General features: G+C 43.1%; 23 protein-coding genes and 1 pseudogene. 10 read left to right on the forward strand and 14 right to left on the reverse strand.

Going from position 1 to position 26,473, the window contains the following annotated elements; genetic code table 11:
• Positions 1 to 84 precede the first annotated feature (84 nt).
• The 3 genes from M9189_RS07720 to M9189_RS07730 are packed head-to-tail and all read right to left on the reverse strand — an operon-like array spanning position 85 to position 3,724.
• Positions 85 to 1,791 (reverse strand): acyl-CoA dehydrogenase family protein, encoded by a 1,707-nt coding sequence (locus tag M9189_RS07720; protein WP_250722123.1) that lies wholly within the window; start codon positions 1,789 to 1,791, stop codon positions 85 to 87.
• Positions 1,792 to 1,816: 25 nt separating this feature from the next.
• The gene (locus tag M9189_RS07725; RefSeq protein ID WP_250722124.1) at positions 1,817 to 2,836 is read right to left on the reverse strand and encodes an electron transfer flavoprotein subunit alpha/FixB family protein; all 1,020 of its coding nucleotides are present in this window, start codon (positions 2,834 to 2,836) and stop codon (positions 1,817 to 1,819) included.
• Positions 2,837 to 2,851: 15 nt separating this feature from the next.
• The gene (locus M9189_RS07730) at positions 2,852 to 3,724 is read right to left on the reverse strand and encodes an electron transfer flavoprotein subunit beta/FixA family protein (protein WP_250722126.1); all 873 of its coding nucleotides are present in this window, start codon (positions 3,722 to 3,724) and stop codon (positions 2,852 to 2,854) included.
• A 429-nt stretch (positions 3,725 to 4,153) separates the two neighbouring features.
• Between M9189_RS07730 and M9189_RS07735 the strand changes: the two genes are divergently transcribed.
• Positions 4,154 to 4,549 carry a methionine-R-sulfoxide reductase gene (locus M9189_RS07735; RefSeq protein WP_250722127.1) on the forward strand — a complete coding sequence of 132 codons (396 nt, stop codon included), beginning with the start codon at positions 4,154 to 4,156 and terminating at the stop codon, positions 4,547 to 4,549.
• A gap of 20 nt (positions 4,550 to 4,569) precedes the next feature.
• On the opposite strand, the gene M9189_RS07740 is transcribed toward M9189_RS07735, so the two are convergent.
• From M9189_RS07740 to purB, 3 genes are all read right to left on the reverse strand, one after another.
• Positions 4,570 to 4,920 (reverse strand): T9SS type A sorting domain-containing protein, encoded by a 351-nt coding sequence (locus M9189_RS07740; protein WP_250722129.1) that lies wholly within the window; start codon positions 4,918 to 4,920, stop codon positions 4,570 to 4,572.
• Between the two features lie 233 nt (positions 4,921 to 5,153).
• Positions 5,154 to 6,977, reverse strand: a complete 1,824-nt coding sequence (locus tag M9189_RS07745; protein WP_250722131.1) for an ABC transporter ATP-binding protein — start codon at positions 6,975 to 6,977, stop codon at positions 5,154 to 5,156.
• A gap of 37 nt (positions 6,978 to 7,014) precedes the next feature.
• Positions 7,015 to 8,370: an adenylosuccinate lyase gene (gene purB / locus M9189_RS07750; RefSeq protein WP_250722132.1), complete on the reverse strand. Its 1,356-nt coding sequence runs from the start codon at positions 8,368 to 8,370 to the stop codon at positions 7,015 to 7,017.
• A gap of 106 nt (positions 8,371 to 8,476) precedes the next feature.
• On the opposite strand from purB, the gene M9189_RS07755 reads away from it, so the two are divergent.
• From M9189_RS07755 to M9189_RS07775, 5 genes are all read left to right on the forward strand, one after another.
• Positions 8,477 to 9,883, forward strand: coding sequence for an NfeD family protein (locus tag M9189_RS07755; RefSeq protein WP_250722134.1), 1,407 nt, complete (start codon positions 8,477 to 8,479; stop codon positions 9,881 to 9,883).
• A 143-nt stretch (positions 9,884 to 10,026) separates the two neighbouring features.
• Positions 10,027 to 10,239, forward strand: coding sequence for a hypothetical protein (locus M9189_RS07760; protein ID WP_250722135.1), 213 nt, complete (start codon positions 10,027 to 10,029; stop codon positions 10,237 to 10,239).
• Positions 10,240 to 10,372: 133 nt separating this feature from the next.
• Positions 10,373 to 10,801 carry a hypothetical protein gene (locus tag M9189_RS07765; protein WP_250722137.1) on the forward strand — a complete coding sequence of 143 codons (429 nt, stop codon included), beginning with the start codon at positions 10,373 to 10,375 and terminating at the stop codon, positions 10,799 to 10,801.
• A gap of 59 nt (positions 10,802 to 10,860) precedes the next feature.
• The gene (locus M9189_RS07770) at positions 10,861 to 13,110 is read left to right on the forward strand and encodes a TonB-dependent receptor (protein WP_250722138.1); all 2,250 of its coding nucleotides are present in this window, start codon (positions 10,861 to 10,863) and stop codon (positions 13,108 to 13,110) included.
• An 18-nt stretch (positions 13,111 to 13,128) separates the two neighbouring features.
• Positions 13,129 to 13,449 (forward strand): heavy-metal-associated domain-containing protein, encoded by a 321-nt coding sequence (locus M9189_RS07775; RefSeq protein WP_250722140.1) that lies wholly within the window; start codon positions 13,129 to 13,131, stop codon positions 13,447 to 13,449.
• 149 nt (positions 13,450 to 13,598) lie between these two features.
• Here M9189_RS07775 and M9189_RS07780 read toward each other — a convergent pair whose 3' ends face one another.
• Positions 13,599 to 14,213 (reverse strand): fumarylacetoacetate hydrolase family protein, encoded by a 615-nt coding sequence (locus M9189_RS07780; RefSeq protein WP_250722141.1) that lies wholly within the window; start codon positions 14,211 to 14,213, stop codon positions 13,599 to 13,601.
• A gap of 20 nt (positions 14,214 to 14,233) precedes the next feature.
• Positions 14,234 to 15,004, reverse strand: a complete 771-nt coding sequence (locus M9189_RS07785; RefSeq protein ID WP_250722143.1) for a 3'-5' exonuclease — start codon at positions 15,002 to 15,004, stop codon at positions 14,234 to 14,236.
• Between the two features lie 151 nt (positions 15,005 to 15,155).
• Here M9189_RS07785 and M9189_RS07790 point away from each other — a divergent pair, with 151 nt between their 5' ends.
• Positions 15,156 to 15,560, forward strand: coding sequence for a BlaI/MecI/CopY family transcriptional regulator (locus M9189_RS07790; RefSeq protein WP_250722145.1), 405 nt, complete (start codon positions 15,156 to 15,158; stop codon positions 15,558 to 15,560).
• A complete protein-coding gene (locus tag M9189_RS07795) occupies positions 15,557 to 16,951 on the forward strand; it encodes a M56 family metallopeptidase (RefSeq protein WP_250722146.1) in 1,395 nt (464 codons plus the stop codon). The genes M9189_RS07790 and M9189_RS07795 overlap by 4 nt, the downstream gene beginning before the upstream one ends.
• A 199-nt stretch (positions 16,952 to 17,150) precedes the next feature.
• On the opposite strand, the gene M9189_RS07800 is transcribed toward M9189_RS07795, so the two are convergent.
• On the reverse strand, positions 17,151 to 18,536 hold the full coding sequence (locus M9189_RS07800; RefSeq protein WP_250722148.1) for an IS1380 family transposase: 1,386 nt from the start codon (positions 18,534 to 18,536) through the stop codon (positions 17,151 to 17,153).
• 239 nt (positions 18,537 to 18,775) lie between these two features.
• On the opposite strand from M9189_RS07800, the gene M9189_RS07805 reads away from it, so the two are divergent.
• Both M9189_RS07805 and M9189_RS07810 read left to right on the forward strand, forming a co-directional pair.
• Positions 18,776 to 19,441, forward strand: a complete 666-nt coding sequence (locus M9189_RS07805) for a phosphatase PAP2 family protein (RefSeq protein WP_250722150.1) — start codon at positions 18,776 to 18,778, stop codon at positions 19,439 to 19,441.
• Positions 19,442 to 19,668: 227 nt separating this feature from the next.
• A complete protein-coding gene (locus tag M9189_RS07810; protein WP_250722151.1) occupies positions 19,669 to 19,938 on the forward strand; it encodes a DNA-binding protein in 270 nt (89 codons plus the stop codon).
• Positions 19,939 to 20,158: 220 nt separating this feature from the next.
• On the opposite strand, the pseudogene M9189_RS07815 reads toward M9189_RS07810, so the two are convergent.
• The 5 genes and pseudogenes from M9189_RS07815 to M9189_RS07835 all read right to left on the reverse strand — a co-directional run.
• Positions 20,159 to 21,679 (reverse strand): annotated as a pseudogene (locus M9189_RS07815) (IS1182 family transposase); the annotation flags it as partial.
• A gap of 123 nt (positions 21,680 to 21,802) precedes the next feature.
• Complete coding sequence (locus tag M9189_RS07820) at positions 21,803 to 22,525, reverse strand: head GIN domain-containing protein (protein ID WP_250722154.1); 723 nt, start codon at positions 22,523 to 22,525, stop codon at positions 21,803 to 21,805.
• 119 nt (positions 22,526 to 22,644) lie between these two features.
• Positions 22,645 to 24,810 carry a S46 family peptidase gene (locus tag M9189_RS07825; RefSeq protein WP_250722156.1) on the reverse strand — a complete coding sequence of 722 codons (2,166 nt, stop codon included), beginning with the start codon at positions 24,808 to 24,810 and terminating at the stop codon, positions 22,645 to 22,647.
• Between the two features lie 131 nt (positions 24,811 to 24,941).
• Positions 24,942 to 25,526: a Maf family nucleotide pyrophosphatase gene (locus tag M9189_RS07830; protein ID WP_250722158.1), complete on the reverse strand. Its 585-nt coding sequence runs from the start codon at positions 25,524 to 25,526 to the stop codon at positions 24,942 to 24,944.
• Positions 25,526 to 26,467, reverse strand: a complete 942-nt coding sequence (locus M9189_RS07835; protein ID WP_250722159.1) for a geranylgeranylglycerol-phosphate geranylgeranyltransferase — start codon at positions 26,465 to 26,467, stop codon at positions 25,526 to 25,528. Before M9189_RS07835 ends, M9189_RS07830 begins: the two co-directional genes overlap by 1 nt.
• Positions 26,468 to 26,473: the final 6 nt, after the last annotated feature.

Raw genomic sequence — 26,473 nt, forward strand, 5'->3', positions numbered from 1 at the left:
GTGAATTATGTCCTTAATCCCCTTATACAAATTAGGGTGTCCCTAATTTAGGAACACCCCGGCAATTTATTGTTCAAAATTTACCTAATTTGCTTTATAGAATCCCAGATCATCAATTGAAAAGTTTGAAATGAACTCTGCTCTTGATTTATTCTCAGCTCTTGCGTAACGGATAAAGGTCTCTGTTGAAGCCCTGTATTTGTCATCACGCTCAGTATCGAGCAACAGCAGGTAACCCATAATAATATGAGCTGCCATCTCAACCAGCCTGCGTGAGTGGAAGTCGAGGTACTCATTGTCGTGCATGTCAACAACTGACTTGACGGCCTTTTCATATTCCTCTGTCATTCCAATCAGGATTCTGCGATAACCGTGAAGTTCAGGCTGCAGGGGCATATTCTCAAACTCCCTGATTCTGTTAAGCAATGCACCGTTGGTTACACCACGAATAGCAGCAACCACCTGAAGTTGCGTAGTACCTTCATAGATAGTGGTGATCCTTGCATCACGGTAGATTCTTTCAATCGGATAATCCTTCATAAATCCGCTACCTCCGTGGATCTGCAAAGAGTCATAGGCTATCTGGTTACAGTACTCACTTGCCATACCCTTAAGCAAAGGTGTGAAGTAGTCGGCCAATCTCTGATAGGTTTTCATATCATCCCTTTCCTCCTTGGTCAGGGTCCTTTGCTCACTAAGGTGCATGTAGCTCTTGTAAACATCCACGTAGCGTGCTGTTTCGTAAAGCAGTGTACGGGATGCATCCAGTTTGGCCTTCATCAGTGCCAGCATTTCATACACTGCAGGAAATTCAATAATAGCCTTACCAAATTGCTTGCGTTCACGTGCATATACAAAAGCTTCGCGATAAGCGGCCTCGGAAATACCCACCGACTGGGCTCCGATGCCCAGTCGTGCACCGTTCATAAGAGCCATTACATAGCGGATAAGCCCCATCTTACGTTCCCCCACCAATTCGGCAGGAGCATTCTTGAACACAAGTTCGCAGGTTGGTGAACCCTTGATACCCATCTTATTTTCTACGCGACGTATTGTAACAGCCTTGTGGTTGCGGTCATATATAAACATTGACAAACCACGGCCGTCGGTAGTTCCCTGCTCACTACGGGCAAGAACCAGTGATACGTGAGCGTCACCATTTGTTATAAAACGCTTCACACCATTTAGGTACCATTTGCCATCAGCCTCATTGTATGTAGCCTTGAGCTGTACTGACTGAAGGTCGGATCCTGCATCCGGTTCGGTAAGGTCCATCGCCGCAGTCTCACCGTTGCATATTCTTGGCAGGTAACGTTCCTTTTGCTCATCATCGGCAAACTCGTTGATAGTCTCAGCGCAGTCCTGCAGACCCCATATATTAACGAAACCTGCATCGGCGCGTGACACTATGTCGGCAGCCATGATATAGGGTACTATAGGGAAGTTCAGACCACCATATTGACGTGGTAAAGTGATACCCATCAGACCGGCCTTAACCAGCGCATCCAGGTTTTCCTTAGTACCTTTTGCATATACCACTTCATTATTAACAATCTTAGGACCTTCGGCATCCACACCTTCTGCGTTGGGTGCCACTATATCACCGCAGATCTCCCCCACTATCTCGAGCACCTTCTCATAGCTGTCCATTGCATCTTCAAAGTCCAACGGAGCATAGTCGAACTTATCCTTATCGACGAAGTCGCGTTCCTTGAGTGCAACTATCTTTTTCATCAGGGGGTGCCTCAGATGAAAAAGCAGGTCGGAATTATCTGTGAAAAAATTAGCCATCTTCTTGTAGTTTTCAGGTTAATACCTATTTGCTGTTCTTCTTGTAATAGGTGATCATCTTAGGGATCACATCCATAACATCGCCCACTATCACATAGTCTGCAATTCTGTTAATGGGTGCCATGGGGTCATTATTGATTGCAATAACCATTGAAGACTCCTCCATACCGGCAGTGTGCTGGATCTGTCCGGAGATACCGCAGGCAATGTACAGTTTGGGGCGAACGGTAACACCGGTTTGACCAATCTGTCTGTCATGGTCGGCAAATCCTGCATCAACTGCAGCACGAGAAGCTCCCACTTCACCACCTATCAGTTCGGCAAGTTCATACAATACATTGAAATTTTCCTTTGATCCCATACCGTATCCACCGGCAACGATGATCGAAGAGTTCTTGATATTAACCCGGCTCTTTTCCATGTGACGCTCAAGAACCTTCACAACAAGATCCTCGGGTTTCAGGTACTTACTTACATCAATTTTCTTGACTACACCCTTGTGCGAAGCAGAATAGATTTCTTTCTTCATTACACCTTCGCGAACTGTAGCCATTTGAGGACGGTGGTCAGGGTTGATAATCGTAGCTACGATATTTCCACCGAAGGCAGGACGTATCTGGTACAGAAGATCCTTGTACACCATGTTTGCCTTCTTTTCCTCATGGTCACCAATCTCGAGAGCAGTACAGTCTGCAGTAAGACCGCTACCCAATGCAGAAGATACACGTGGACCGAGGTCACGTCCCATAGTAGTAGCACCCAACAGACCGATTTGAGGTTTTTCCTCGCGGAAAAGACCATTAATAACAGCTGCATGGGGCAAGGTAGTATAAGGCTTAAGTCTTGGGTCATCACCTATATGTACAACATCTGCCCCATAGGGAAAGAGTTCTTTTTCAATTCCATCCAGTTCGCTACCCAGCACAATGGCTTCAAGTTTACATTTAAGCCTGTTGGCCAGACTGCGTCCTTTGGTAAGAAGTTCGAGGCTGACATCCGCAATCTTTGCGTCGTCAATTTCGCATATTACAAATACACTGTTCATGAGTCTGTTTTTGAATTAACCGATAGTGTGGTTGAGGATCAGTTCCTTTACGAGCTCTTCTATATCCTCGTTTGATGCTGTCAGCACCTTGGACTCCTTGGCCTGGAAGACCACATTCTCAATGGTCTTTACTTTTGTGGGTGACCCCTTAAGGCCAAGTTGTTCCGGATCAGAATCAACATCATTCACGCTCCACTCCTGGATATTGAGGTAAGCACGGTTGCCTGTAGGCTGTATATAGTCATCAGCTTGAGATTGCCTTTCACTCAATGTACGTGCATGCTTGAATTTCATAAGCAGCTTGGCTGAACGTGGACGACAGGAAGCCGCTGATCCGTTGACAGTAATAACTGCAGGGAAAGAAGACTCAACAGTTTCAACCCCCCTCTCAAGACGGCGCTTTACAACTACCTTTTTCTTTTCAGCGCTGATTATCTCTTCAGCATAAGTGATCTGTGGCAAGCCCAGTTTTTCAGCTACCTGAGGTCCCACCTGTGCAGTATCACCGTCAATGGCCTGACGTCCTGCTATAATCAGATCAAAGTCTTTTATTTTTCTGATAGCACATGACAAAGCATAAGAGGTGGCCAGTGTGTCAGAACCTGCGAAAGCTCTGTCTGTTAGCAAAAATCCGTTGTCCGCACCCCTGAACAGACCTTCACGTATTATATCGGCTGCTCTTGAGGGACCCATAGTCAATACAGTAACTGTACTTCCCTTGTACTTATCCTTCAGCCTCAATGCCTGTTCGAGTGCATTAAGGTCTTCAGGATTGAAAATTGCAGGAAGAGCTGCCCTGTTGACTGTTCCATCGGCTTTCATTGCATCCTTACCCACATTTCGGGTATCGGGAACTTGCTTGGCCAGAACAATTATCTTTAATCCCATTTTATGAATTTTAAGTGATTTTTAGAATGAGGACAAATATAAAAGAAAGCCGGCTTTCATCAAATCCAATAAACTTTCTGTATAACAATCATTTATCATAAGACTTGACCATAAAACAAAAATCTGCTATTTCGGATAACTTTATACTGGTTTTAAAAAGCGAGTCTACAACCACTTACACATTCTCTGAAATTATGACTTAAATCATCAAATGGGCGAATCTGACATCCCGGCCTGCGTAATTTAGAATTAGATTAAGTAATTCAGAGAAGTGAACTACCGGGGCATTTACTTGTTCTTCTTGATGAAAACAACTAAGTTTATCGAGTTAAATATTTGGCAATGCGGCATATTGCAGCCATATCTGTTTCATTACTAATCACATTGATGTTTACCAGCTGCAATGTAGCGGCTCAAAAAGATACTGTCATGAGCGAAGAACTAAAACTCAGAAAACTGACTCCGGAAGAAGAGTGGGTAATCATCAAGAAGGGTACTGAAAGGCCCTTCACCGGGGAATACAATGATCATAAAGAAACCGGTGTATATGCCTGCAAGCATTGTGGCGCCCACTTGTACAGGAGCCAGGATAAGTTTGATTCACATTGTGGATGGCCTTCATTTGATGATGAAATAGAAGGTGCAGTTCACCGCAGTCCGGATCCTGATGGAAGAAGAACTGAGATTACCTGTGCCCGTTGCGGTGGTCACCTTGGCCACGTATTCCTGGGTGAAGGTTTTTCTCCACGTAACACAAGGCATTGTGTAAATAGTATATCTCTTGTTTTTATTCCAGCTGAAAAACTCAAAGAGGCAGGAAAGTAACTCTCCAGCTTATCTCGAGGTCACTTGAGCATAATCTTAACTGTAACGGCTTGTTGGCTGGTAGCTGATTGCACATTAACAAGGTAAATGCCCTTGCGAAGTGCTGAAATATCAAAGCGGCGTATAGGAGTCTCAGGAATAGAAGGGGCTTTTAGTACCTCTTTACCGGTCAGGTCAAACACACGTACTGCATAATTATCGCTTACACTGTTGTTTACTACCAACTCACCGGAATATGGATCCACAAAAACCTCAACAGTCTTATTCTCATCCGGTGTCGCAAGTGCCTCAGCCCTTGCTTCGTTCAGAAACAAAGGCAAGAGCATCATAGCGATGCAAACTACGTGGAAAATAATCCTGTTACCCTTCATCAATTTGCAGATTTACTACTCACTTATACAAACATAACGATAAAAAGTTTCCGACAAGCGCAATAATCCCAATTTTTAAACGTTTCGGAAGCTTTATTTAAAATCTGAAAAGGAGATTGCAGCAAGACATAAACTTGTAACCAGCAAAAAGCATGCAAAAAAATAAAGCAGCGCCCACAGGGGCACTGCTTTTAAAATATTGTAATACCGAGATTTAGGCTAAGCCCAACAAATTAATCTCTGATCTGAAGTGAATGCAGTTTTTTATACATACCTCCTTTTGAAAGCAATTCTTCATGAGTACCCGTCTCCACTATCTCACCTTCATGAAATACACATATCATATCTGCATTCCTTACTGTCGACAGCCTATGTGCAATAACGATAGAGGTCCGGTTTGCCATCAGGTTTTCCAGTGCCTGCTGAACGAGCAATTCTGATTCCGTATCAAGAGCAGAAGTAGCTTCATCAAGGATCATAATAGGCGGATTGCGCAGCACAGCCCTTGCAATACTGATCCTCTGTCTCTGTCCACCAGAAAGTTTGCTTCCCCTATCCCCTATCACAGTGTCATAACCGTTTTCTGTTTCCATAATAAAATCATGGGCATTCGCAACTCTGGCTGCAGCAATAACCTGTTCGGGAGTAGCCGAGTCAACACCGAAGGTTATATTATTATAGATAGTATCGTTGAAAAGTATTGGATCCTGATTGACATTGCCCATCAGGTGGCGCAGGTCATATAGTTTCAGGTCACGAATATCAGTACCGTCAATCATAATTGAGCCCTGCTGAATATCATAGAATCTGGCAAGCAGGTCAACGAAAGTTGACTTGCCACTACCCGACTGTCCAACGAGAGCCACTGACTTACCCTTGGGGATATAAATACTCACATTTTTAAGAACCGGACGGTCGTTATAGGCAAAGGTCACATTCCTGTATTCAACCCCCTCATTCAGGTTGGCTATAGCCTTGGCATTGGGTGCTTCCTTGATTGAAACATCAGCCTTCAGTATCTTTTCGATACGATCGTAGGCAGCCATACCCTTCTGGATATTAAACAAAGCCTGAGAGAAGGCCTTGGCAGGGTTGATTATCAGGTAGAAGATACCAAGATAAGCAAGGAAGGCAGCCGGTTCCAATCCACTATCCTGACTCAGAATAAGAGTACCTCCGTACCACACAACAATAACCACTACTATGGTACCAAGAAACTCACTAACAGGATGTGCCAGTTCGCGACGGCGCATCAGGCGGTTCATTATTGACCTGTAGTCACCTATCTCCCTGTCAAAGCGCTTTTCCATGCGCTTTTCAGCATTAAAAGCCTTAATTACCCTAAGACCAGAAAGCGTCTCTTCAAGTATACCAAGGATAACCCCCATCTTCTCCTGGCCCTTCATCGACTTCTTCTTCAGAGAGCGACCGATACGGCCTATCACCAGACCAGCCAGAGGAAGCAGCACAAATACAAAGAGGGTAAGATGTACGCTGAAAATAAGCATAGTCACGAGGTACACCAGGATAAGCACCGGGTTTTTGAGTGCCATATCGAGTGACGACATCACCGAGTTTTCAACCTCCTGTACGTCACCTGTTGACCTGGAGATAATATCGCCCTTTTTCTCAGCGCTGAAAAAGCCCATGGGCAGAATCAAAATCTTGTCATAGATCTCCTTGCGCAAATCCCTGACAACATTGTTGCGCAATCCCACACTTGTATATGATGCAAGGAAAGTAGTACCTGTCTTAAGCAGGGTACCGATTATAAGAAAAACACCGACAAAGAGCAGGGCATATCCCGGTCCATAAGAATCCTTATAAAGAGAGATATAATAATAGAGATTATTCTCAAGAGTTTTCATGTCCATTGCCATAGGCATCAACTCGTACACCTGTTGATCCTGCATTAGGATAATCCTCAGCATCGGTATCATCAGGGCTATTGAGAAAACCGCGAAGAGAGCCGACAGCAGGTTGTATACAAAGTTCAACGCCACCAGATGCTTGTATGGCTTGACATAACGCCACATTACATTTATAAAATCCTTCATCTACAAGTTTTGTATTACTATTTATTGCTGCACAACTCTATAACAGGCTGATACCGGTGTATGTGGACGGAGACAGCTTCCTGAGTTCAGCTTTCACTGACTCTGCAACATTCAATTCATCAATAAAACGGGCTATTGACTCACGTGTAATAGCTTCATTTGTTCTTGTCAATTCCTTCAAAGCCTCATAGGGATTGGGATATCCTTCGCGGCGCAGGATGGTCTGAACACCTTCAGCAACAACTGCCCAGTTTTCCTCAAGGTCATTGTCTATTGCTTCCTTGTTGAGCAATAGCTTGGACAGTCCCTTTTCAACAGACATAATTGCAATAATGCTGTGGCTAATAGGAACCCCAATATTTCTAAGTACTGTAGAATCCGTAAGGTCACGCTGTAGCCTTGAAACCGGCAGTTTGGCTGCCAGATGCTCAAAAACAGCATTTGCTATACCAAGGTTACCTTCGGCATTTTCGAAGTCAATAGGGTTGACTTTATGTGGCATAGCACTGGAACCCACTTCACCCTTTTTGATCTTTTGTTTGAAGTACTCCATCATGATATAGGTCCACATATCGCGGCTGAGGTCAAGCAGGACAGTATTAATTCTTTTCAAACCGTCAAACAGAGCTGCCAGGTTATCATAATTGCTGATCTGAGTGGTAAAGCGTTCCCTCTTTATCTTGAGTTTATTTTCAAGGAAACTATTTGCAAAGGCATCCCAGTCAATAGATGGATAACCTGCATTATGAGCGTTGAAGTTTCCTGTAGCACCACCAAACTTACCCGAAACAGGCACAGCCTTTAACAGATCAAGTTGGGCACGCAGTCTTTCAACAAAGACTATTATCTCTTTACCCAGACGGGTCGGTGAAGCAGGCTGGCCGTGAGTTCTTGCAAGCATTGCAACATCCTTCCACTCTGTTGCAAGCAGCTCAAGATGAGCAATCAGACTTTCAAGCACCGGATAATAAGCTTCATTGAGGGCATCTCTCAGGGAAGCAGGTACAGCAGTATTGTTTATATCCTGAGAAGTAAGTCCAAAGTGAATAAACTCCTTATATTGCTGCAGCGAAAGCGCATCAAATTTGTCCTTAATAAAATACTCTACAGCCTTTACGTCATGGTTGGTTACCGACTCGATGCTCTTGATCTTTTCGGCATCCTGAAGGGTAAAATCTTCATAGATCTTCCTCAAAGCCGGGATAAGGTTTTTGTCAAACCCTTCAAGCTGAGGCAGTGGCAGTTCACAAAGAGCAATAAAATACTCTATCTCGACCAATACACGGTAGCGTATCAGTCCAAATTCAGAAAAGAATTTCGCAAGGCTTTCGGCCTTGCTTCTATACCTGCCGTCGATCGGCGAAATGGCTGTAAGTGATTGAAATTCGGGCATAAGAAAAGATTATCATCCAAAATGGCAAATGTAGTAAAAAACACCATATTACAGAAGCAAAGATCCCATAAATTGGCTATTTTTGGCTAACAAACACCTTGCAACTATGAAGATCCCAAAACTCATCCTTACGACCCTTACATTAATTTGTGCCGTTGTCACAATGGCAGCATCCGACGACACTACATCTGTCGTTTACAGACTTCCCATTTTCAGCAATATCAACAGCACCACATGGATTCACACCCAACGAGGCTTTGAAGAGGCTGAAGAGATCAATGCCGAAGCCATCCTTGTCCACCTCAACACTTATGGTGGTGAGGTAGTCTTTGCCGACTCCATTCGCACAAAGATTCTCAATAGCAGGATACCTGTTTACGTCTTTATAGACAATAATGCAGCCAGTGCCGGAGCATTGATTTCAATTGCAGCAAAGAAAATTTACATGCGTCCCGGTTCAAATATCGGTGCAGCAACAGTAGTGAACGCCACCGGTGAGGCAGCACCCGACAAGTATCAGTCCTATATGCGTGCTACTATTCGTGCTACTGCCGAAGCACATGGCATGGATACTATCGTATCGGGCAACGATACGATAGTAAAATGGAAGCGCGACCCACGCATCGCCGAAGCCATGGTTGACGAAAGAGTAATAATTCCCGGTATATCCGAGGAAGGCCAGGTATTGACCTTTACAGCCAAGGAAGCATTTGAAAACGGATACTGCGATGCTATTGTAAGCAGTATCGATGAAGTAAAGGAGCAAATTGGACTATCAGATGCAAAGGTTGTTTCATTCAAGCCATCCTTCTATGACAATGTTAAGGGCTTTTTGACAAGTCCTGTACTAAGCGGCATTCTGATATTACTGATTATTGGCGGTATTTATTTCGAGATGCAGTCTCCCGGTATTGGATTTCCGCTGGTGGTGGCAATATGTGCCGCGGTACTGTATTTCGCTCCACTCTATCTGGACGGACTGGCAGAAAACTGGGAAATCCTGATCTTTATAATTGGTATCGCACTGATTGCTCTTGAAATCTTTGTGATTCCGGGCTTCGGAGTAGCAGGTATTTCGGGAATAATACTGACTATCACCGGACTCACGCTAAGTCTGGTAGATAATGTAATATTCGATTTTTCAGGAGTTCACCCCGAAAAATTCTTTACTGCGCTTCTTACAGTCATTTTATCACTTGCAGGTGGAGTCATTTTGGCAATATATTTGAGTAATAAATTAGTTGGAAGCAAGACAGGTCCGTTTGCCCGTATTGCACTCCACACATCGCAGGAAATAGACAAAGGTTATGTAGGTGTAGATACAAGCATTTCTCACCTGGTAGGTAGAACCGGAGAGGCTGTAACCGACCTGAGGCCTGCCGGTACAGTAATGATAGATGGAGAATTATATGATGCACGTGCTACTGAGGGCTTTATTGAGAAGGGCGAGATTGTAAAAGCAATCAAATATCAGTATGGACAACTGAATGTACGACGTGTCTCAAAACAGTAAAAACCTGCTGATTATGCGCTGTGGTAAAGTCTATTATGAAATGAAATAAAATTTATTTGCCCCGGTGGCAATGAAATTTAAAATTTTGTATTTTTCAGGCGTTAATAATCTGTATTTTTAACTTAATAAAATAGCTTAATAAAATGAAAGGAAAGAAGCTTCCCAAGAGAAATTCCGGGATGTATGAAGATGAGAATTCTTTCAGCAAATCGGGGGTAAAGCTAAGTAAACAAAGGCGTTCCAAAAAGCCATCCATTTATGATGAAATGGACGAATTAGAGGAATTAGATTTTGAAGGCAGGGATTACGGCAGTATCGATGATCTTTATGATAACGACGAAGAGTTCGATGACTGAGTATTAAATGAAATTTTCAAACTAAAGAGGCAGGCAGTTAAACCAGGTTTAACTGCCTGTTATATTTTTACTTTAACCCAATATTAACAGCACCAGCACTGCTATCTAAAGGTATTTTTATTATAATTGCGTCATGAGACTCAACACAAGATCCATATTATCACTGTTGGTGTTGCTCACTTTCCTTCCTGCAACAATCGGTTATGCATTTTTCAGGCATAGCTGTAGCATATGCCATTATTCAAAGGTTGAGACTGCTCTGGCAGTGGTAATGCATTCCGAAGACGATCATGAGTGCTACTGCGTTGAAGATTGCGAAAGCGAGGATCACGAGCACGAATGTGACATGGATCTTAAGAAGTTGGAACTACCCTTCACATCTGAGGATGATGACATTAAGCTGATAACACCCGTTGTGCATGACGACAGTCTAGTGGCTGCAACACTCTGCACCTCAGGTGACTTCTGTACCTGCAATGATATCACAATCAGGGAAACACTACCCTCCGTACCAATAAGTGGCCAGAGTCTGCTGGTCCAAAACTGCGTTTTCAGATTATGATGTTCACCTGGCTGACCACATAGGCAAGCTAGTGTTTTACATCGTAATATTTGAAAACAATGAAAATCAGAATAATTAGCCTCGTACTATTTTTAAGTACATTTTATACTCTTTCAGCACAAACTGTTGTAAAGGGTCGCGTCTTTGATACAGATCAAAACTCCAAAAATCCCATTCCAGGAGCCAACGTATACTGGGCTGAGACCACCATTGGCGTATCGACAGATGCAGATGGTCATTTCAGTCTCCCATGGAATGGTGAAAAGAAGAAGCTCGTAATAAGCTTTGTAGGATATAAATCAGACACCTTATTATTAAACTCCCCTGCTGACAATGTACAAATTGCTTTAAAACAAGAGCTGGAACTAGACGAAGTGGTTGTAAGCAGTCGAGGAGCAGGTTCCCACATGTCAAGAGTTAATCCGGTTACCACGGTAGTGATTACCTCAGCCGAGCTGTGCAAGGCTGCCTGCTGCAGCCTTGCCGAGAGTTTCGAAACCAACGCCTCTGTTGACGTCTCTTATTCAGATGCAGCAACCGGCGCCAGACGTATCCAACTTCTTGGTCTTTCCGGACTTTACGTTCAGATGCTTACCGAGAATATGCCCGACAGCCGTGGTCTGGCCTCAGTCTATGGCCTTGACTATGTACCCGGTCCCTGGATGGAATCCATACAGGTATCAAAAGGTGCTGCCTCCATAACAAACGGATATGAGTCCCTCACCGGACAAATCAACGTACAGTACAAGAAGCCCGAAAATGCGGAGACATTATTTGTAAACGGTTTTGCAAGTTCATCAGGTCGTGTTGAGAGTAATGTAAATACTGGCTTCAACGTCAGTTCCAAATGGTCGTCTGCAATACTTGCACATGCATCGGCCGACGCTCAGAAAAACGATCACAATCATGACGGTTTCCTTGACGAACCGCTGACAACGCGCTACATCTTTATGAACAGGTGGGCTGGTCACCTGAATCCTTATCTCACCACTCAGTTTGGTGTTAAGGTTCTTGACGAAGAACGCACCGGTGGTCAGGCAGCTTTCAACCGCAACCGTCCCTACACAGAGCAGGATGCATATGGCATAGACATCGATACACAGAATGCATCTGCATTCTTCAAATTGGGTTATGTATTTCCCAATGATTCAAACTCAAGTGTAGCAATGGTAGCAAACTACAGTTACCATGACCAGGCTTCACTCTATGGAGTAAAGGAGTATGATGCGACGCAAAACTACTTTGCAGGAAACCTGATTCTGGCATCTCACTTTGGACTAGGTGATGCGCACAAGTACACTGCCGGTATCAACTATATGTATGATGACCTTGCAGAAAAATTAGATGGCGACCTTTCAAAAGTATTTGGTGAAGCTGCACCAAGAACAGAGAGCGTTATTGGTGCTTACTTCCAATATAGTTTTGTTGTACCTGAGAAACTCACTTTTATGTTGGGTATCAGAGGTGACCATCACAATATGTTTGGTAACTTCTTTACCCCACGGATGCACGTGCGCTATAGTCCCAGTGAGCACTTTGTGTTTCGCGGATCAGCAGGCAAGGGCTATCGTACTCCCAATGTACTGGCAGAAAACAACAGTATCCTGGGATCTTCACGTCTGATCTACCTCCCCGACGAGATCAAGATGGAAGAAGCATGGAACTACGGTCTGAACTTCTCCTACTATCTGCATGCCGGAGAGCGCGAGATAACATTCAACCTTGAGTATTACCGTACCGAGTTTGAAAACCAACTTATAATGGATATGGATCAAGACGTAAGGCAAGTACATTTTTACAACCTTGACGGCAGATCCTATTCAAATGTTTTTCAGGCAGAGGTATCAACCGAAATCTTCAGGGGATTTGATGTAGTAGCAGCATGGCGTCTGAATGATGTCAAACAGACGACAGACGGTAAATTGCAGGAGAAAGCATTGCAAAGCCGCTACAGAGGTATGCTCAACCTCTCATATGCCACTCCCCTGCCACGTTGGCAAGTGGACTTCACAGCCCAGTTTGCCGGTCCCGGTCGTATCCCGACCACCCAGGGGAATATGGCACACCTTCAAAGGCCCGACAGTTTTAACTCTTATCAGCTTTATCAGGGTCAGCTTACCAGATACTTTAAGCGTTGGAGCATTTATGCCGGCGTAGAAAATATAGGAAACTTCACCCAGGAGCATCCTATTATTGATGCCGAAAGTCCATTCAGCGACAACTTCGACAGTTCACTGATTTGGGGCCCCCTGATGGGAAGGAAATTTTATTTCGGATTCAGATTTGCAATAGACAGACCAACAGCATAATAACTAATCAGAAAACCTATGAAATACTTAGCAGCGATTTTAGCAACATTGTTTTTTGCAGTTGTCCCAATGACAGCGCAAAAAGCCAGTAAGAACGAGAAAGTAACCTACTGCGTCAGCATAGACTGCCAGGGTTGCATTGATAAGATAACTAAGGAACTGGCCTTTGAGAAGGGTGTAAGGGACTTGCAATTCAGCTTAGAGAAGAAAACTGTAACCGTCGTATATCGTGCCGATAAGCCGGTTGATACAGATAAGTGGGCTGAACAGATCAGGAAGCTGGGTTATGAAGTAAGCTACCTCGACGAAACAACACCTGAGCCTGCCAAGGCCAAGTAACAAGTGGCTGACCGTAGTGTGCCCTGAGCCAGTCGAAGGGACCGCAAAAACTATGAAAGCATTCCTAAACAATAAAGGGTACCTTCGACAAGCTCAGGTACCCTTTTTGTTTTGTATGTGACTAGATGGTGGGCATGAGCCTTTAGAAGCTACTTCACCATAAAGTCGAAGTAGAGCTTATCACCGATATAGCCCTTCAGCCTGTCCCCTATCTTCACAGGACCTACGCCTGCAGGAGTGCCAGTATATATCAGGTCTCCTATCTTCAGGGTAAAGTACTTTGACACATAGGATATAATAGCATCAATGCCGTTGATCATATCAGCACTATTACCCTTCTGGCGAACCTCATCATTAACAGTAAGTCTAAACTCAATATTGTTGAGGTCGGGAAAGTTTTCTACCGGGGTAAACTCGGACGAGATAACGGCCGAGTTATCAAAGGCCTTGCACTTTTCCCAGGGCAATCCCTTTCCACGGAGTTCATCCTGAAGGTCACGGGCTGTGAAGTCCACACCCAGTCCTATTGCATCGTAATAGCGGTTTGCAAATCTTTCCTCGATATTTTTCCCAAGTTTGTTGATACGGTAAACAAGCTCACATTCGTAATGAAACTCATTTGCAAAATCGGGGATATAGAAAGGGCCATTATTTCTTAGCAGGGCTGAATCGGGCTTAATAAAAACCACGGGCTCCGCAGGAAGCGGATTTTTCAGTTCCCTGGCATGCTCCTCATAGTTGCGGCCTATACAAATTATCTTCATGATAGATTGGTAAAGCAGGATTACTGATTATTGAATTTCCTCAGTTTGATATTAGTGATTACCTTTTTGGTATAGAGGGGGAAATCACCGTTCATGATCCAGCCGTAATAACCGGGATCCTTTTCGAGAACCTCTTCTACCTTAACACCCTTGTATTTGCCAAAGTTGAACACCTCCTCATCCTTATCGTTGTACACTATTCTTCCGGCAAAGTCAACGTTGCGACTGAAATTAGAAAACTCAGCAAGGAAGGCTACATCATTCTTGAGGTCCGGGTATCTTTCAAGCTGAGCCTTTAGTACCTCATAGGTAGCCTTTGTATCAGCCTCAGCACTGTGGGCATCCTTAAGGTCTTTGTCGCAATAAAACTTATATGCAGCCTCGAGGGTGCGGCGCTCCATTTTGTGGAAGATATTCTGGACATCTACAAGTTTGCGTTTAGTCATGTCGAAGTCCACCTCAGCACGCATAAACTCCTCGGCCAACAAGGGTATATCAAACTTGATAGAGTTATAACCACCTATATCACACCCTTCCATAAACCTAGCCAATTCACGGGCAATGGCTTTGAAAGTTGGAGCATCCCTGACATCCTCGTCTGTGATGCCGTGAATAGCCGAGGCCTGTGGTGGAATCGGCATTTCGGGGTTTACCTTGTAGGTACGCGATTCTTCGGTACCGTTGATATGCACCTTGAGAATCGAGATCTCGACGATGCGATCCGTGGCGATGTTGACCCCGGTTGTTTCAAGGTCAAAAAATACGATTGGATTTTTTAGTTGAAGCTGCATAGTTAAATAGTTGATTTCCCTAGAGAAATATTGTATTGCACAAAAATAGTATTCTTTTTCCAAGGAATTACATTACGAAAAACTTCGTAGAATATTTGCATTACGAAAACATTCGTATTAGATTCGTTCTACGAAACAATTCGTAATAACTATGAGAACAAATTATCCGGAACCAACAGAAAGTGAAGTAGAAATCCTGCAGATACTGTGGCAGAAAGGTTCTGCCACAGTAAGGGAAGTTCATGAGGTACTTGAAACTAAAAAAGATGTGGGGTATACAACCACCCTAAAGCTGATGCAGATAATGGTTGAAAAAGGCATTGTGGATCGTGACACTAGTAAGCGTATTCATATTTACAAGCCACTTATACCTCAGAGCTCAGTAGAGAACAACCTTATCAATAAGCTAAGGCAGAAAATTTTCAGAGGCTCAGCAAGCCGTCTTGTGATTGGCGCCCTTTCATCGGAGCCTGTTTCCGAGCAGGAGATAGAAGAGATAAGGGAGTTTTTGGATAGCTATACTAAAGACAATCACAGCAAAACATCACCCAAATGAATCTGATAGAACACTTTGCCCATCCGATAATTTACGCCAGTGGCTGGACCATAGAGCTTACTGCAGTGGAGATACCCAATCTGGGCATGGTCACCACTGCAGAGCCGATGTACATAATTGATAGCAAACCGATGCTTAGCGGCATTTTTGATGAAAGCAGCATCATGCTGATCTTCTGGATTTACGTGACAGGAATGCTGCTCTATGCCTGCATTACAATGGCCGATCACTACAGGTTGAAATCCATGGTCAGTAAAGCCTGGCAGGTCTCTGACCAGTGGCAGCAGACTATTATGCGCCTGTCAAGTGAACTGGGTATAAAAGCTCCTTTCTTGAAGATATCCGATAAACTAAGTTTTCCGGCTGTAATAGGTTTTGTAAAGCCTGTAATAATTGTGCCTCTGGCAATGATGAGTAATCTATCAATAGCCGAGGTAGAAAGCATAATAATCCACGAGCTGTATCACATCAGGCGCAGGGATCATTGGGTAAACCTCTTCCAGCAGTTTATGGAGATACTCCTGTTTTTCCATCCAGCTATATGGATTCTCAACAAGCATATCCGCAAGGAAAGGGAAAACTGCGTTGACGAAAGAGTTGTTGTCCGCACCAGGGATCCGCAACTTTATGCTAAGGCACTATTACAACTTGAAGAACTGAGAACACTGCAAAGCAAGCTGGCTGTAGCAGCCACACAATCCAAATTCCATTTATTGCAGAGAATCAAAAACATCATGACTATGAAGACACAGAAGAGCAATCCGGCACACAAGATCGCAGGCATAATACTGATTGTGACAGCACTAGTTTCAGTAGCATGGATCAACCCCGCCCTGAGCATTAATTCAAGAATTGATAAGGTAGCTCCTGAAACAGACAATGATAACACTTTTGTACCGGCACCTGCAACTAAGGATAGTGTGAAAATCAAGAAGAAAGTTACAGCCATTGCTACCACTTCCATAACAGACACCCTGCCAGAACCTACTAGTATAATTGTTAATAACAAATCTGTTGCGTGGGCGGACCTTGACGAGGAGCTTAAGCAGGAAATCATAGAATCTATGAAGGAGGCCAGAATTGCAATTGCCGAAGCAGGTAGGTCCATTGACAAGGCTGAAATGGAGGCCACGTTAAATGCAGTGAAGGCTGAACTAAGGGAAGCCGCGCAAGAATTAAAGATCCAACTTGAGCAAGTTGATTCCGAAGAATTTAAAAAGGAGATGGAGAATGTCAAAATTACTATCAAAAGGATAGCAGAAGAGACACGTCCAATGATTGACTCATTGATGCCTGTGGTTCTATCAGCGTTTGAGGTTGCTAAAGAAGCAGCATTGTATTCAATAATTTATCTTGAAGACTTATTAGAACCTAAATTGAGCGATTCGTAATTTCACCTGCCCCCGTCGTCTCACTTGATTTCAAAAAAACGGAAATTTTCTCAGAGGTAGGCTTCTTTCGTGTACTTTTTCAACGAAAATTCAGTTCTGTTTTTCACTCAAACCGAACTTTATCGCATTTTCTATGGGTCTGGACATAAGTCTCCCATTACCACTACGGGTTTACAATCCTGAGGTATGTTGTTCTGCCTTATGCAAACTGAATTTTCGGCGGTGACTGACACCGTTCCCATAACTCTTCAATATTTATCGTTTCATAAATTACTCTGGTGACATTCAGGACAATACTCCTTGCCCTTGAGGTTATCTTGACAGCAAAATCAATAAGCTTTCTTCTGAATGTATTAGGATATACGGTTACCGGAATAACCTCTGCGGTAACATCTTGTTTGTATGCTTCGAAAATAAAGTGTGTAACTACCAGCATAAAATAATAGGCTCTGTTCATTCCAAAGGATTTAAAAGGAAGTTGTTCTCTGGTAGCAAGCTCTTTAATGCTACGATGTATCAACTCGTCGGCTCCTCTTTGGTGTGATTTTCGTATGATGGTATCAGCTTTAAACCACTCATCTCCACCGGATGCCCGAAGCCTTTTGTCAGCGACAGGACAGTTCCCGATATTGGTATAGATGACGCTGTCAGGCTTACCAAATTCCATTACGTACTGCCCGGTATCATCCCGGTGCAATCTGGTAAAAAAGCAACGACGAAACTTGGACCAGGATTTCAACTTGCTGGCAAATTCCGCAAATTGCCAGACTGCTTTATTTTTAGTGATTTTGCCCAAAGTGTCAATGGGTAAAGCCTTTACATATTCAGTAACATCATTGTACAATTTTCCTGTTGTAATGTAATGTATATTAAGCTCTTGCTCGAATATCTCGTACGCTTTCTGATCCGCAAACCCACTATCGGCGCACACCACAATAGGGACTTCTTTGGAGTATCTCTTGCGTATCAGATTTACTATAGAGCGTACCCTGTCGGTGTAATCTGATCCATGATTGGAATGAGCACTTCCTTTTCTAAAGGTCACGTCTATCAGAAACGAGCCCCAGCATATATGAAGTGGCTGAAACCCTTTCTTACGCTTGTAAGTGACCTCGCAACCTTCGCGTTTCGCAGCATCGTCATTATCCAAAACCATGGTGTCAATGCCCAGTTCTATAACTTTGGGTTTGGATATGTGAAGCCTCCAGATAAACAGTTCATTAAGTATCTTATTGAATACCGAGTTTGAAATAACGGACAGCTTCCCAAAAAAACGTTTGACCTGGTGAGAAGAGGCCAATTGGTCGGTCTTGCATTCAAGCAAACATGCATATCCTTCATCCTTTTTACTTTGATCAAAACTGCTTATGGCCATATTTGTGCCATCTATAAAAAATGCAACAATCTGTTTTACAAACTGTTGAAGCTGCAAGCCTTTGCTGTTTCCAGTAAGCAGAGAAGAAACATTACGCGATATTAGCCCATATAAGCCAATTTGCTCAGTGTAGCGAAGAAATAAAGGGAGCCCTCCACGACCAGAAATTTTATTGGTTGTAATGCCGATTTTTGTTATCTTCGTACTCATAAAAGATAGTCTTGTGCACCTAAATGGTGAAGTGTTGTTTTTTTATTTTAATACCTCTAAAATACACATTATCAAGGTTATAAGCAAGCTATCTTTTATTTTTTTTTGTATAAATCGCTCAATATAGGTAGAAACTGCCACAGAAGAATAGGGGTACTAACTTGTCAACCCTGACTATGGTTTGTTATTGTCGATGATTCGTTTAATTTTGAGACCAACAAACCAAAAAATTGTTTACCATGCTGGAGAAATTAATGCAACTGGACACAGAGTTACTGCTATACATTAACGGGATTAATTCTCCCTTTGGAGACAATTTCTTCAGCATGTACACAGATATATTGATCTGGGTACCCTTGTATGCACTGATCCTGTATACAATATTCAAAAAACATGGGATGAGGGGGTTCTGGATACTGTTGGCTCTGGTGTTGGTAGTAACCCTGTGCGACCAGATATCCAGTTCCCTTATCAAACCCACTGTTGCCCGCCTGCGTCCGACACGTGAACCATCACTCGAAGGCTTAATTCACATAGTAAATGGATATCGTGGTGGCAGGTATGGTTTTATCTCTTCACACGCGGCCAATTCTTTCGGTTTAGCAGCATTTTCAGCCTTGCTTTTCAGAAGGCCCGCTTATACCATCTTCATCTTCCTTTGGGCAATAATAAACTCCTATTCTCGCATGTATCTGGGCGTCCATTATCCGGGCGACATACTTGGAGGTACCATCCTTGGTCTTCTTGCCGGTTGGTCGGTTTACCTGCTATATGCAAAGGTCATCAGGACAAGACACAGAGATATGATAGAAGGTCCCCGCTCAGTTTATGACACCAGATTAATAATTTATTCAGGAGTCCTCATGGTAATAACCATAGCACTGGCATCAAAGGCGCTTATTTAAAAGGCTCTACGGATATCCTATAGTACTTCCCGGTCTGCCAGCCAGGTCATCAACTTGTCATTCAGTGTATTACGCTATTACCTGCGTCAATACTGGAAAACGGCAGTATTGCTTTTTTTAAATTTATTAATATTTGTTAATACTGGGAATTATCCTGTTATTTTCTATTAATCCTCCTCTTTATTTATTATCTTTAAGACAATCGTGTAATCCAAAACATTATCATCATGGGTACTAAAATCACATTTAATCAGCTCAGGAGGATTAAAGACAGTCTTCCTGAAGGCGCGACGCGTACTATCGCTGAACACCTAAACCTCGACGTAGAGACAGTTAGAAATTATTTCGGCGGGGCCCACTACGATCGGGGGGAATGTATTGGAATTCATATTGAACAAGGCCCTGACGGAGGAATTGTAGAGTTGGATGACACCACCATCCTTGAAATGGCAGAAGATATTCTGGCCGGCAAGATTAAAGTACCAGCTGATTTATAAACTTAAATTACCCCAAATTAATTGTAACTAATAACTAAAAAGAGGTTGTCCAATTAAGGGCAACCTCTTTTTCAATTTAAGCAAGTTGATAAGAATAGATTTCGATTTTTAGATGAACATGTTTACGAAAATTCCATATTCCTTTTTGGATTTTTGCATATAGGGGTTCAAACAAGAAGAAAATTGCATTTTGGAGTACTGTTTTTGAAACACACGCACCTTTGCCTATGATTTTTCTTAAGTTATGAGCAATAGCTATCAGGCCAAACTCGATTTCAACTTTCTTAAGGCCTTTCAGTGTAAATCTGGTGAACTTGTTGTTGTGTTTTATTTGTCCAAACACTGCTTCCGGTTCTATTGGGCGTCTACTTCTGTGATATAGGCCCTGTTCACTTAATAGCTGTTCCCTGGCCTTCTTTTTTAGGATCCTTAACCTGTGATTGATCTCTATTATTCGATTACCGGTAGCTTGAAAACAAAGTCCGCGCAACGGGCATCCAGTACAGTTTTGCGCTTGATAACGTGTCACCTTTGATACATACCCATTCTCAGAAGTCACTTTTCTTTCACCTTTATTGGTCATATGCTGTCCCATCGGGCATACATAATAATCTTCATGTTCGTTGTAATATAGGTTTTGGCTTAGAAATGCATTCTTTTTAAATGCTCTTTTCTGTTCTTTGTGGAAGTAGTTGTACTTGACAAAGTACTCTATATTATTTGCTTCCAGGTATTCATAATTCTCCTCGCTTCCGTAGCCGGCGTCTGCAACGACCGTAGAGCTATGACTTCCATATTGGTTTTTAAATCCCTCCAGATGACACTTTAATGTTCTTGTATCACCTGGGGTTTGATGGATACTGTAATGGGTAATAATCTGGTTCTCTGTACTAATCTGAGGATTATAAGCTGGTTTCAGCTGCCCATTCTTCATATGATCTTCTTTCATTCGCATGAAAGTAGCATCCTCGTCAGTCTTGCTAAAACTGTTGCGATCCCCCAGAGTGTCAAGTTGCTTCTCGTATTTCTCCAACCGTGGCAGATGTTCCTCCTGTAATTGCTTTAGTTGCTTAGATGTGGACTTATTTGTATCCTTAAGCCTGGTGTTAAGCTCAGCTATTTTGCTTTTTAATAAATCTGAGTCTATTGATTGGGGCAAATCTTCTTTGTTGAGAGTTTTTGAGTCCTCTTTAATTTGACTATCAATATCTTTAAGAATACTCCTTATCCTTTCTTCCAGTTTTGCTTTGTTTTTCTCAACTGTGCCTCGCCATACAAAGGTGTACCTGTTTGAGGTAGCTTCTATTTTTGTTCCATCAACATACTGTACCTGAAGACTCACAAACCCCATACCATGCAGTAATCTAACTACTTCTGCAAAGATGGTCTTAATTTCTCCCTGCAAACGGGTACTCCTAAAATAATTGATTGTTCTAAAGTCTGGAACACAGCCCTTTGATAACCAGATAAAATGAATATTCTCTTGTAAAGCCTTTTCAATCTTTCTGCACGAAAATATGTTGTTTAAATAACTGTAGAACAGTATTTTAACCATCATTCTTGGATGAAAACTGCTAGCACCACCACCTTTGTATTTATTTAGTATAGATGTGATATCCAGTTGATCTACAACCTTATCAACCAGACGAACTGGATGGTCTGCTGGTATGCGATCCAAGAGGTTTTCAGGGAATAACTGAGCTTGATTGTTTGGAAGCTCTTTGAAAACAACTTTTTTCATTATGGATTGATTTATAGTATTAATATACTATATATCAATTATATAACCAACTTTTTCGAGAAAAAAATCAAACAAAAAAAGAGACTGCCTAATCTTTTTAGACAGCCCCTTTTTTAGTAGTATTTACTTATCCAGTTTTACAGAACCACCGCTACTCGCTTCAACACGTCTCAACTGGGCATCACCGTAAATTCTGATATTTCCGGCTGAAGAAGCTTCTGCTTCAGCAACTCCATTAACACGAACCTTTATATTACCTGCACTGCTGGCCTCAAGCTCTGCCCTGCTCACTATAAAATCAGAGGCCTTTATCTCAGCTGCGCTTGATGCCTCAGCGTCAAAAGAGTCAGCCTTGCCCTTAAGGATTATAGTAGCGGCTGAAGTTGCTTCAGCATCGACCTCACCAGCGTTAAGGTCAAGAACGACCTTAGATGCTGAAGTAGCCTCAATGCTAAGCCTATTCAGCTGAAGAGTTTCGGTTGATTCAACATAAGATGCCGCAGAGGCATTAATCTCTTTAAGAGTAGTGAAGGTAAGGTTAACTTCAACTTCACCGACACCCTTGAAACCTCTCCTTACCTTGTCAAAGAAAGTCTGATCGATAAAGATTTCAAGTTCGTTATCCCTGTTAATCCTGAATGTAACATAATCGATAACATCTTCCTCGGCTCTGATAACGATACTATTTTCCTTCCCCTGGGTCAGGGAAACCTTTATAGCTGAAGTTACATCCAGTTCATCAAAGTATTCAAGTTTAAAAGAACGTTCTACCTTGTCTTTTGCGGCATAAGCGCAGGCAGTATTAACAAGTGCTGCCACCAATACAAATACAATAACTCTTTTCATAGTCACATATTTAACTTATGTTTTACATACGACAAACTAAGACTATCAAAAGTTACACCATTATAGCATAAAAGGCTACAATTTTAGCATTATTCGTTTTTGTTGGCACATTCCGGGCATTATCTGCCCGGAAATATCTCGTCTATCAGATTAGTAGCACCGGCCCATTTGTCAATAACAAACAGCACGTAGCGTATATCTACAGATATATTTCGACTCAATTCGGTATTAAACACAAGGTCGCTAGTGATACCATCCCATGCACGGTCGAAGTTAACTCCTATCAGCTCTCCCCTGCGGTTGAGAACCGGACTACCTGAGTTACCCCCAGTGGTATGGTTGTCTGCAACAAAGCAGACTGTCAGCACACCATCTTCAGCATAGGGACCGAAATCCTTGCTGTTATACAGTTCGATAACCTTTTCAGGCACATTAAACTCATACACAGCCGGGTTATGCTTTTCCATTACACCATCCAGGGTGGTACGGTATTTATATATTACACCATCCCTTGGCTCATAGCCTTTAACATTTCCATAGGCCAGACGCATTGTGCGGTTGGCATCCGGGTAGAATACTCTGGTAGAATCAAACTCTATCTGAGCCTTCATCCAAACTCTGTTAAGGCTATCCAGTTTGCTGTTTAACACCTTGAATCTTCCATCCACGCTATTATAGAATACCCCTCTCAAATCGCTGAAATACCTGTAAGCAGGATCCTTCTTTACAGTCTTGACCTTCTTCTTGTCGATCTTTGCCACAAGCTCGTTTAGCTTATCCTGGTCATCAAAGATTGACCTGGCAAACAGTTCATCAACAAAGGTCTTGTGGTTACCCTTGAATTTTGAGCCGATAAGGTCAAGGAAGGCAGGACGAAACTCTCCCTTGAGGTCATTGTCCATCATCTCAACCAGCTTCACAGCAATATCCCTGTCCACATCCTTAGAATAGTCTTTATAGTGTTTATCCAGGAGATCCTTCAGAAAGTCCTTCTCTTCATTGATCTGATCTGCATCCTTACCCTGTTCGATCAATTGAAGCAGCCTTTCAAACTGACCCGCTAGCCAGATGGCCTCAATGCCTCTGGCTCCCATCACTTCAAGCAGGTATTCCCTGGCCATACGGTACTTACCAAACTCACCATAGATAGCTTCATATTCCGACACTACATTGCCGTACTTATCCTTACGGGCTGGATCCTGAGCAACCCATTCATTGAAACGAGTTTCATAGTCCCTTTTCCTGTCCACCGCACGAAGGGACTCAAAGCCCTTGAGCTCACCCTTCCAGCGCTTCCATGAGTTGGCTATTGCAGAATGTTTGGCAGCGTATTGAATTCTTATCTTGATATCATCTTCAACATACCTGTTAATTACATCCAGTTTGGCATCCCTGATCTCAACCACTTTGGGGTAGATCAGATCCCTCAGCATCTCGATATGGTAGGAAGGCACATATTGGGTGGTAACAGCCGGATAACCCAAAACCATTGTTGGATCACCCTCTTTCACACCTTCAGTAGAAACCCTGAAGTGATATTCGGGTTTGTAAGGCACATTCCCGGTAGAATATTCAGATGGCTTATTTTCACTGTTTGCATAGACACGAAACAGAGAGAAGTCACCTGTATGTCTTGGCCATGTCCAGTTATCCTCTTCAGCGCCAAAATCACCAATACCTGCTGGAGGAGCAAATACCAGACGTACATCATTAAATATCTCATAGACAAACAGAAAATACTGATTACCATAATAGAAAGACTCTACAGCAGCTTCATAATGAGTATCCTTCTTTGCCTCAGCAACAATAGTATTGATATTAGCCCTGACCTGCTTTGCACGTTCTGCCTCATTGCAGTCGTCATTCACACCTGCAAGAACACGTTCAGTCACATCTTCCATGCGTCGCAGGAAAGTAACAGTCAGTTCCTCGTTAGGCAGCTCCTCATCCAAAGAGCGAGCCACAAAGCCGTTAGTCAGATAGTCATGTTCAACACTGCTATGCTGCTGAATGTAAGAGTTACCGCAATGGTGGTTTGTAATAATCAGTCCCTTATCGGAAATAAGACCACCAGTACAACCGTTTCCGAAGCGAACTATAGCATCGGTAAGGCTGGCCTGGTTGACTGCATAAATATCCTCAGCAGTCACTTCAAATCCCCTTTCACGCATCTCGCCGATATTCATTTCACCAACGAGCACAGGTATCCACATACCCTCTCCTGCCCTGGCCTGTATGCCAAGGCAAAGCAGCAGCACAAGGCTAATAGCTTTCAGTTTTCTCATTATATGGTCATTTATCAATAAAACATACTACTTCGCAGTTCCGGTCAGGTTACAGTAATTCTCTGGAATAGCTTAAAGAAATACCTTCCCTACTTCCACTTAACCTCTGACAGACTGAGGAGAATCAGGCATTAGAACTTTCTCAGCTCCTCATAGAGGGTAGCCACCGGAAGACCCATCACGTTGTAAAATGAGCCCTCAATGCGGCCAACACCGATTAGTCCGATCCATTCCTGTACACCGTAACTTCCCGCTTTGTCAAAAGGCCTGTATCTGTCAACGTAGTCGATGATATCCCTTTCCTGCAATTCTTTAAAGAACACCTGTGTAGAAGCAGTAAAGGAGCTCTGGCGCTCAGCAGTCCGGATGGCAACCCCGGTAAATACAGTATGCACAGCACCCGACAGCCTGCTAAGCATAGCGATCGCATCCTCGCGATCGCGGGGTTTACCAAGGACCTCATCACCAAGTACAACTACAGTATCGGCAGTAATCACAAGAGTTTTGGGTTGGGACCAGTATTCTTCATAGCCCTCCATTTTCATACGTGCAAGGTATTGGGCGGTCTGTTCAGCAGGCAGAGAGTCCGGAAAACTCTCCTCCAAACCGGGAATTGCAGCTACCTCAAAATCCACCTCTGCCATCCTCAACAGTTCCTGTCTGCGGGGTGACTGAGAGGCAAGAATTATTCTGTGATCCTTAAGATTCGCAAGCATTAAAAGAAGGTTTGAGCAACAAATACATAGAGTATGCCTGCCAACATAATCAGTTTACTGATCTGGGAGGCACGGTGGTAATCTTTGGGTTTGGAGGCTTTTAACAGAGTATATGACAGGATAGCATAAGGTATTGCAAGCAAAACAACAAAATAACCAAGGGTCAGGGTACTGTTGCGCAACTCAGGCACAACAAACCAGACGACCCCAAGAGCTACAACCGTGGTAATATTAATTGCCAGAACAACAGTCTTTGTGTACGACTCGCCCATTTCAATGGGCAGAGTCTTGCAACCAGCTTCACGATCGCCCTTAACATCTTCAATATCCTTAATAATTTCACGTCCCAGAGTAGTCACAAAGGCAAAGAAAGCAAAGCCGCTAACCCATGACCAGGCAGCAGAGCAAGCCTCAGAAGAAAGCACCTCAGCACCATAGACCCTGGCCATTGAAGCAAATTCAAGTGATACGACAAAATAAGGGACGAGGGCAGTAAGGAAGGCAATCACAAGATTGCCGATAAGGATTTGTTTCTTGAACGTAGTGGAGTAATACCATAGCAGTCCCGGGATAAGAATAAACATCAGTGCGTAGTTTTCTTTGCGTGTGAAATACGCCAGCAGAAGACCGGAGAACATACCAAGGATAGTAAACACCACATGCCATAACAGAACCACCCGTCTGGAGAACACCTTTCCGACCACAACTTTCCCGGGTCGGTTGATTATATCAGTCTTAACATCAAAGTAATTGTTGATCACATAACCCGATGCAGCAAGAGACAGAGTAGCAACCAACAGCAGGATGAAGCGGGCATTACTCATTACCGGTTCCAGACCATAGAAGTCCAGAATTGGTAAAACAAGCAGATATCGCAGCAGACACTGAAGTAGTGCGATAATCAGCAGATTTTTGGCTCGTATCAGTCGCAGAAAGGCCATATAGTG

This window comes from Xiashengella succiniciproducens, from assembly GCF_023674465.1.
Classification (GTDB): Bacteria; Bacteroidota; Bacteroidia; order Bacteroidales; family Marinilabiliaceae; genus Geofilum; species Geofilum succiniciproducens.

What these genes read in the sequence shown, in the direction of transcription:
- M9189_RS07720 (WP_250722123.1), bottom strand. Translation starts at nt 1,791, where the DNA reads ATGGCTAATTTTTTCACAGATAATTCCGACCTGCTTTTTCATCTGAGG.
- M9189_RS07725 (WP_250722124.1), bottom strand. Translation starts at nt 2,836, where the DNA reads ATGAACAGTGTATTTGTAATATGCGAAATTGACGACGCAAAGATTGCG.
- M9189_RS07730 (WP_250722126.1), bottom strand. Translation starts at nt 3,724, where the DNA reads ATGGGATTAAAGATAATTGTTCTGGCCAAGCAAGTTCCCGATACCCGA.
- M9189_RS07735 (WP_250722127.1), top strand. Translation starts at nt 4,154, where the DNA reads ATGAGCGAAGAACTAAAACTCAGAAAACTGACTCCGGAAGAAGAGTGG.
- M9189_RS07740 (WP_250722129.1), bottom strand. Translation starts at nt 4,920, where the DNA reads ATGAAGGGTAACAGGATTATTTTCCACGTAGTTTGCATCGCTATGATG.
- M9189_RS07745 (WP_250722131.1), bottom strand. Translation starts at nt 6,977, where the DNA reads ATGAAGGATTTTATAAATGTAATGTGGCGTTATGTCAAGCCATACAAG.
- purB (WP_250722132.1), bottom strand. Translation starts at nt 8,370, where the DNA reads ATGCCCGAATTTCAATCACTTACAGCCATTTCGCCGATCGACGGCAGG.
- M9189_RS07755 (WP_250722134.1), top strand. Translation starts at nt 8,477, where the DNA reads ATGAAGATCCCAAAACTCATCCTTACGACCCTTACATTAATTTGTGCC.
- M9189_RS07760 (WP_250722135.1), top strand. Translation starts at nt 10,027, where the DNA reads ATGAAAGGAAAGAAGCTTCCCAAGAGAAATTCCGGGATGTATGAAGAT.
- M9189_RS07765 (WP_250722137.1), top strand. Translation starts at nt 10,373, where the DNA reads ATGAGACTCAACACAAGATCCATATTATCACTGTTGGTGTTGCTCACT.
- M9189_RS07770 (WP_250722138.1), top strand. Translation starts at nt 10,861, where the DNA reads ATGAAAATCAGAATAATTAGCCTCGTACTATTTTTAAGTACATTTTAT.
- M9189_RS07775 (WP_250722140.1), top strand. Translation starts at nt 13,129, where the DNA reads ATGAAATACTTAGCAGCGATTTTAGCAACATTGTTTTTTGCAGTTGTC.
- M9189_RS07780 (WP_250722141.1), bottom strand. Translation starts at nt 14,213, where the DNA reads ATGAAGATAATTTGTATAGGCCGCAACTATGAGGAGCATGCCAGGGAA.
- M9189_RS07785 (WP_250722143.1), bottom strand. Translation starts at nt 15,004, where the DNA reads ATGCAGCTTCAACTAAAAAATCCAATCGTATTTTTTGACCTTGAAACA.
- M9189_RS07790 (WP_250722145.1), top strand. Translation starts at nt 15,156, where the DNA reads ATGAGAACAAATTATCCGGAACCAACAGAAAGTGAAGTAGAAATCCTG.
- M9189_RS07795 (WP_250722146.1), top strand. Translation starts at nt 15,557, where the DNA reads ATGAATCTGATAGAACACTTTGCCCATCCGATAATTTACGCCAGTGGC.
- M9189_RS07800 (WP_250722148.1), bottom strand. Translation starts at nt 18,536, where the DNA reads ATGAGTACGAAGATAACAAAAATCGGCATTACAACCAATAAAATTTCT.
- M9189_RS07805 (WP_250722150.1), top strand. Translation starts at nt 18,776, where the DNA reads ATGCTGGAGAAATTAATGCAACTGGACACAGAGTTACTGCTATACATT.
- M9189_RS07810 (WP_250722151.1), top strand. Translation starts at nt 19,669, where the DNA reads ATGGGTACTAAAATCACATTTAATCAGCTCAGGAGGATTAAAGACAGT.
- M9189_RS07820 (WP_250722154.1), bottom strand. Translation starts at nt 22,525, where the DNA reads ATGAAAAGAGTTATTGTATTTGTATTGGTGGCAGCACTTGTTAATACT.
- M9189_RS07825 (WP_250722156.1), bottom strand. Translation starts at nt 24,810, where the DNA reads ATGAGAAAACTGAAAGCTATTAGCCTTGTGCTGCTGCTTTGCCTTGGC.
- M9189_RS07830 (WP_250722158.1), bottom strand. Translation starts at nt 25,526, where the DNA reads ATGCTTGCGAATCTTAAGGATCACAGAATAATTCTTGCCTCTCAGTCA.
- M9189_RS07835 (WP_250722159.1), bottom strand. Translation starts at nt 26,467, where the DNA reads ATGGCCTTTCTGCGACTGATACGAGCCAAAAATCTGCTGATTATCGCA.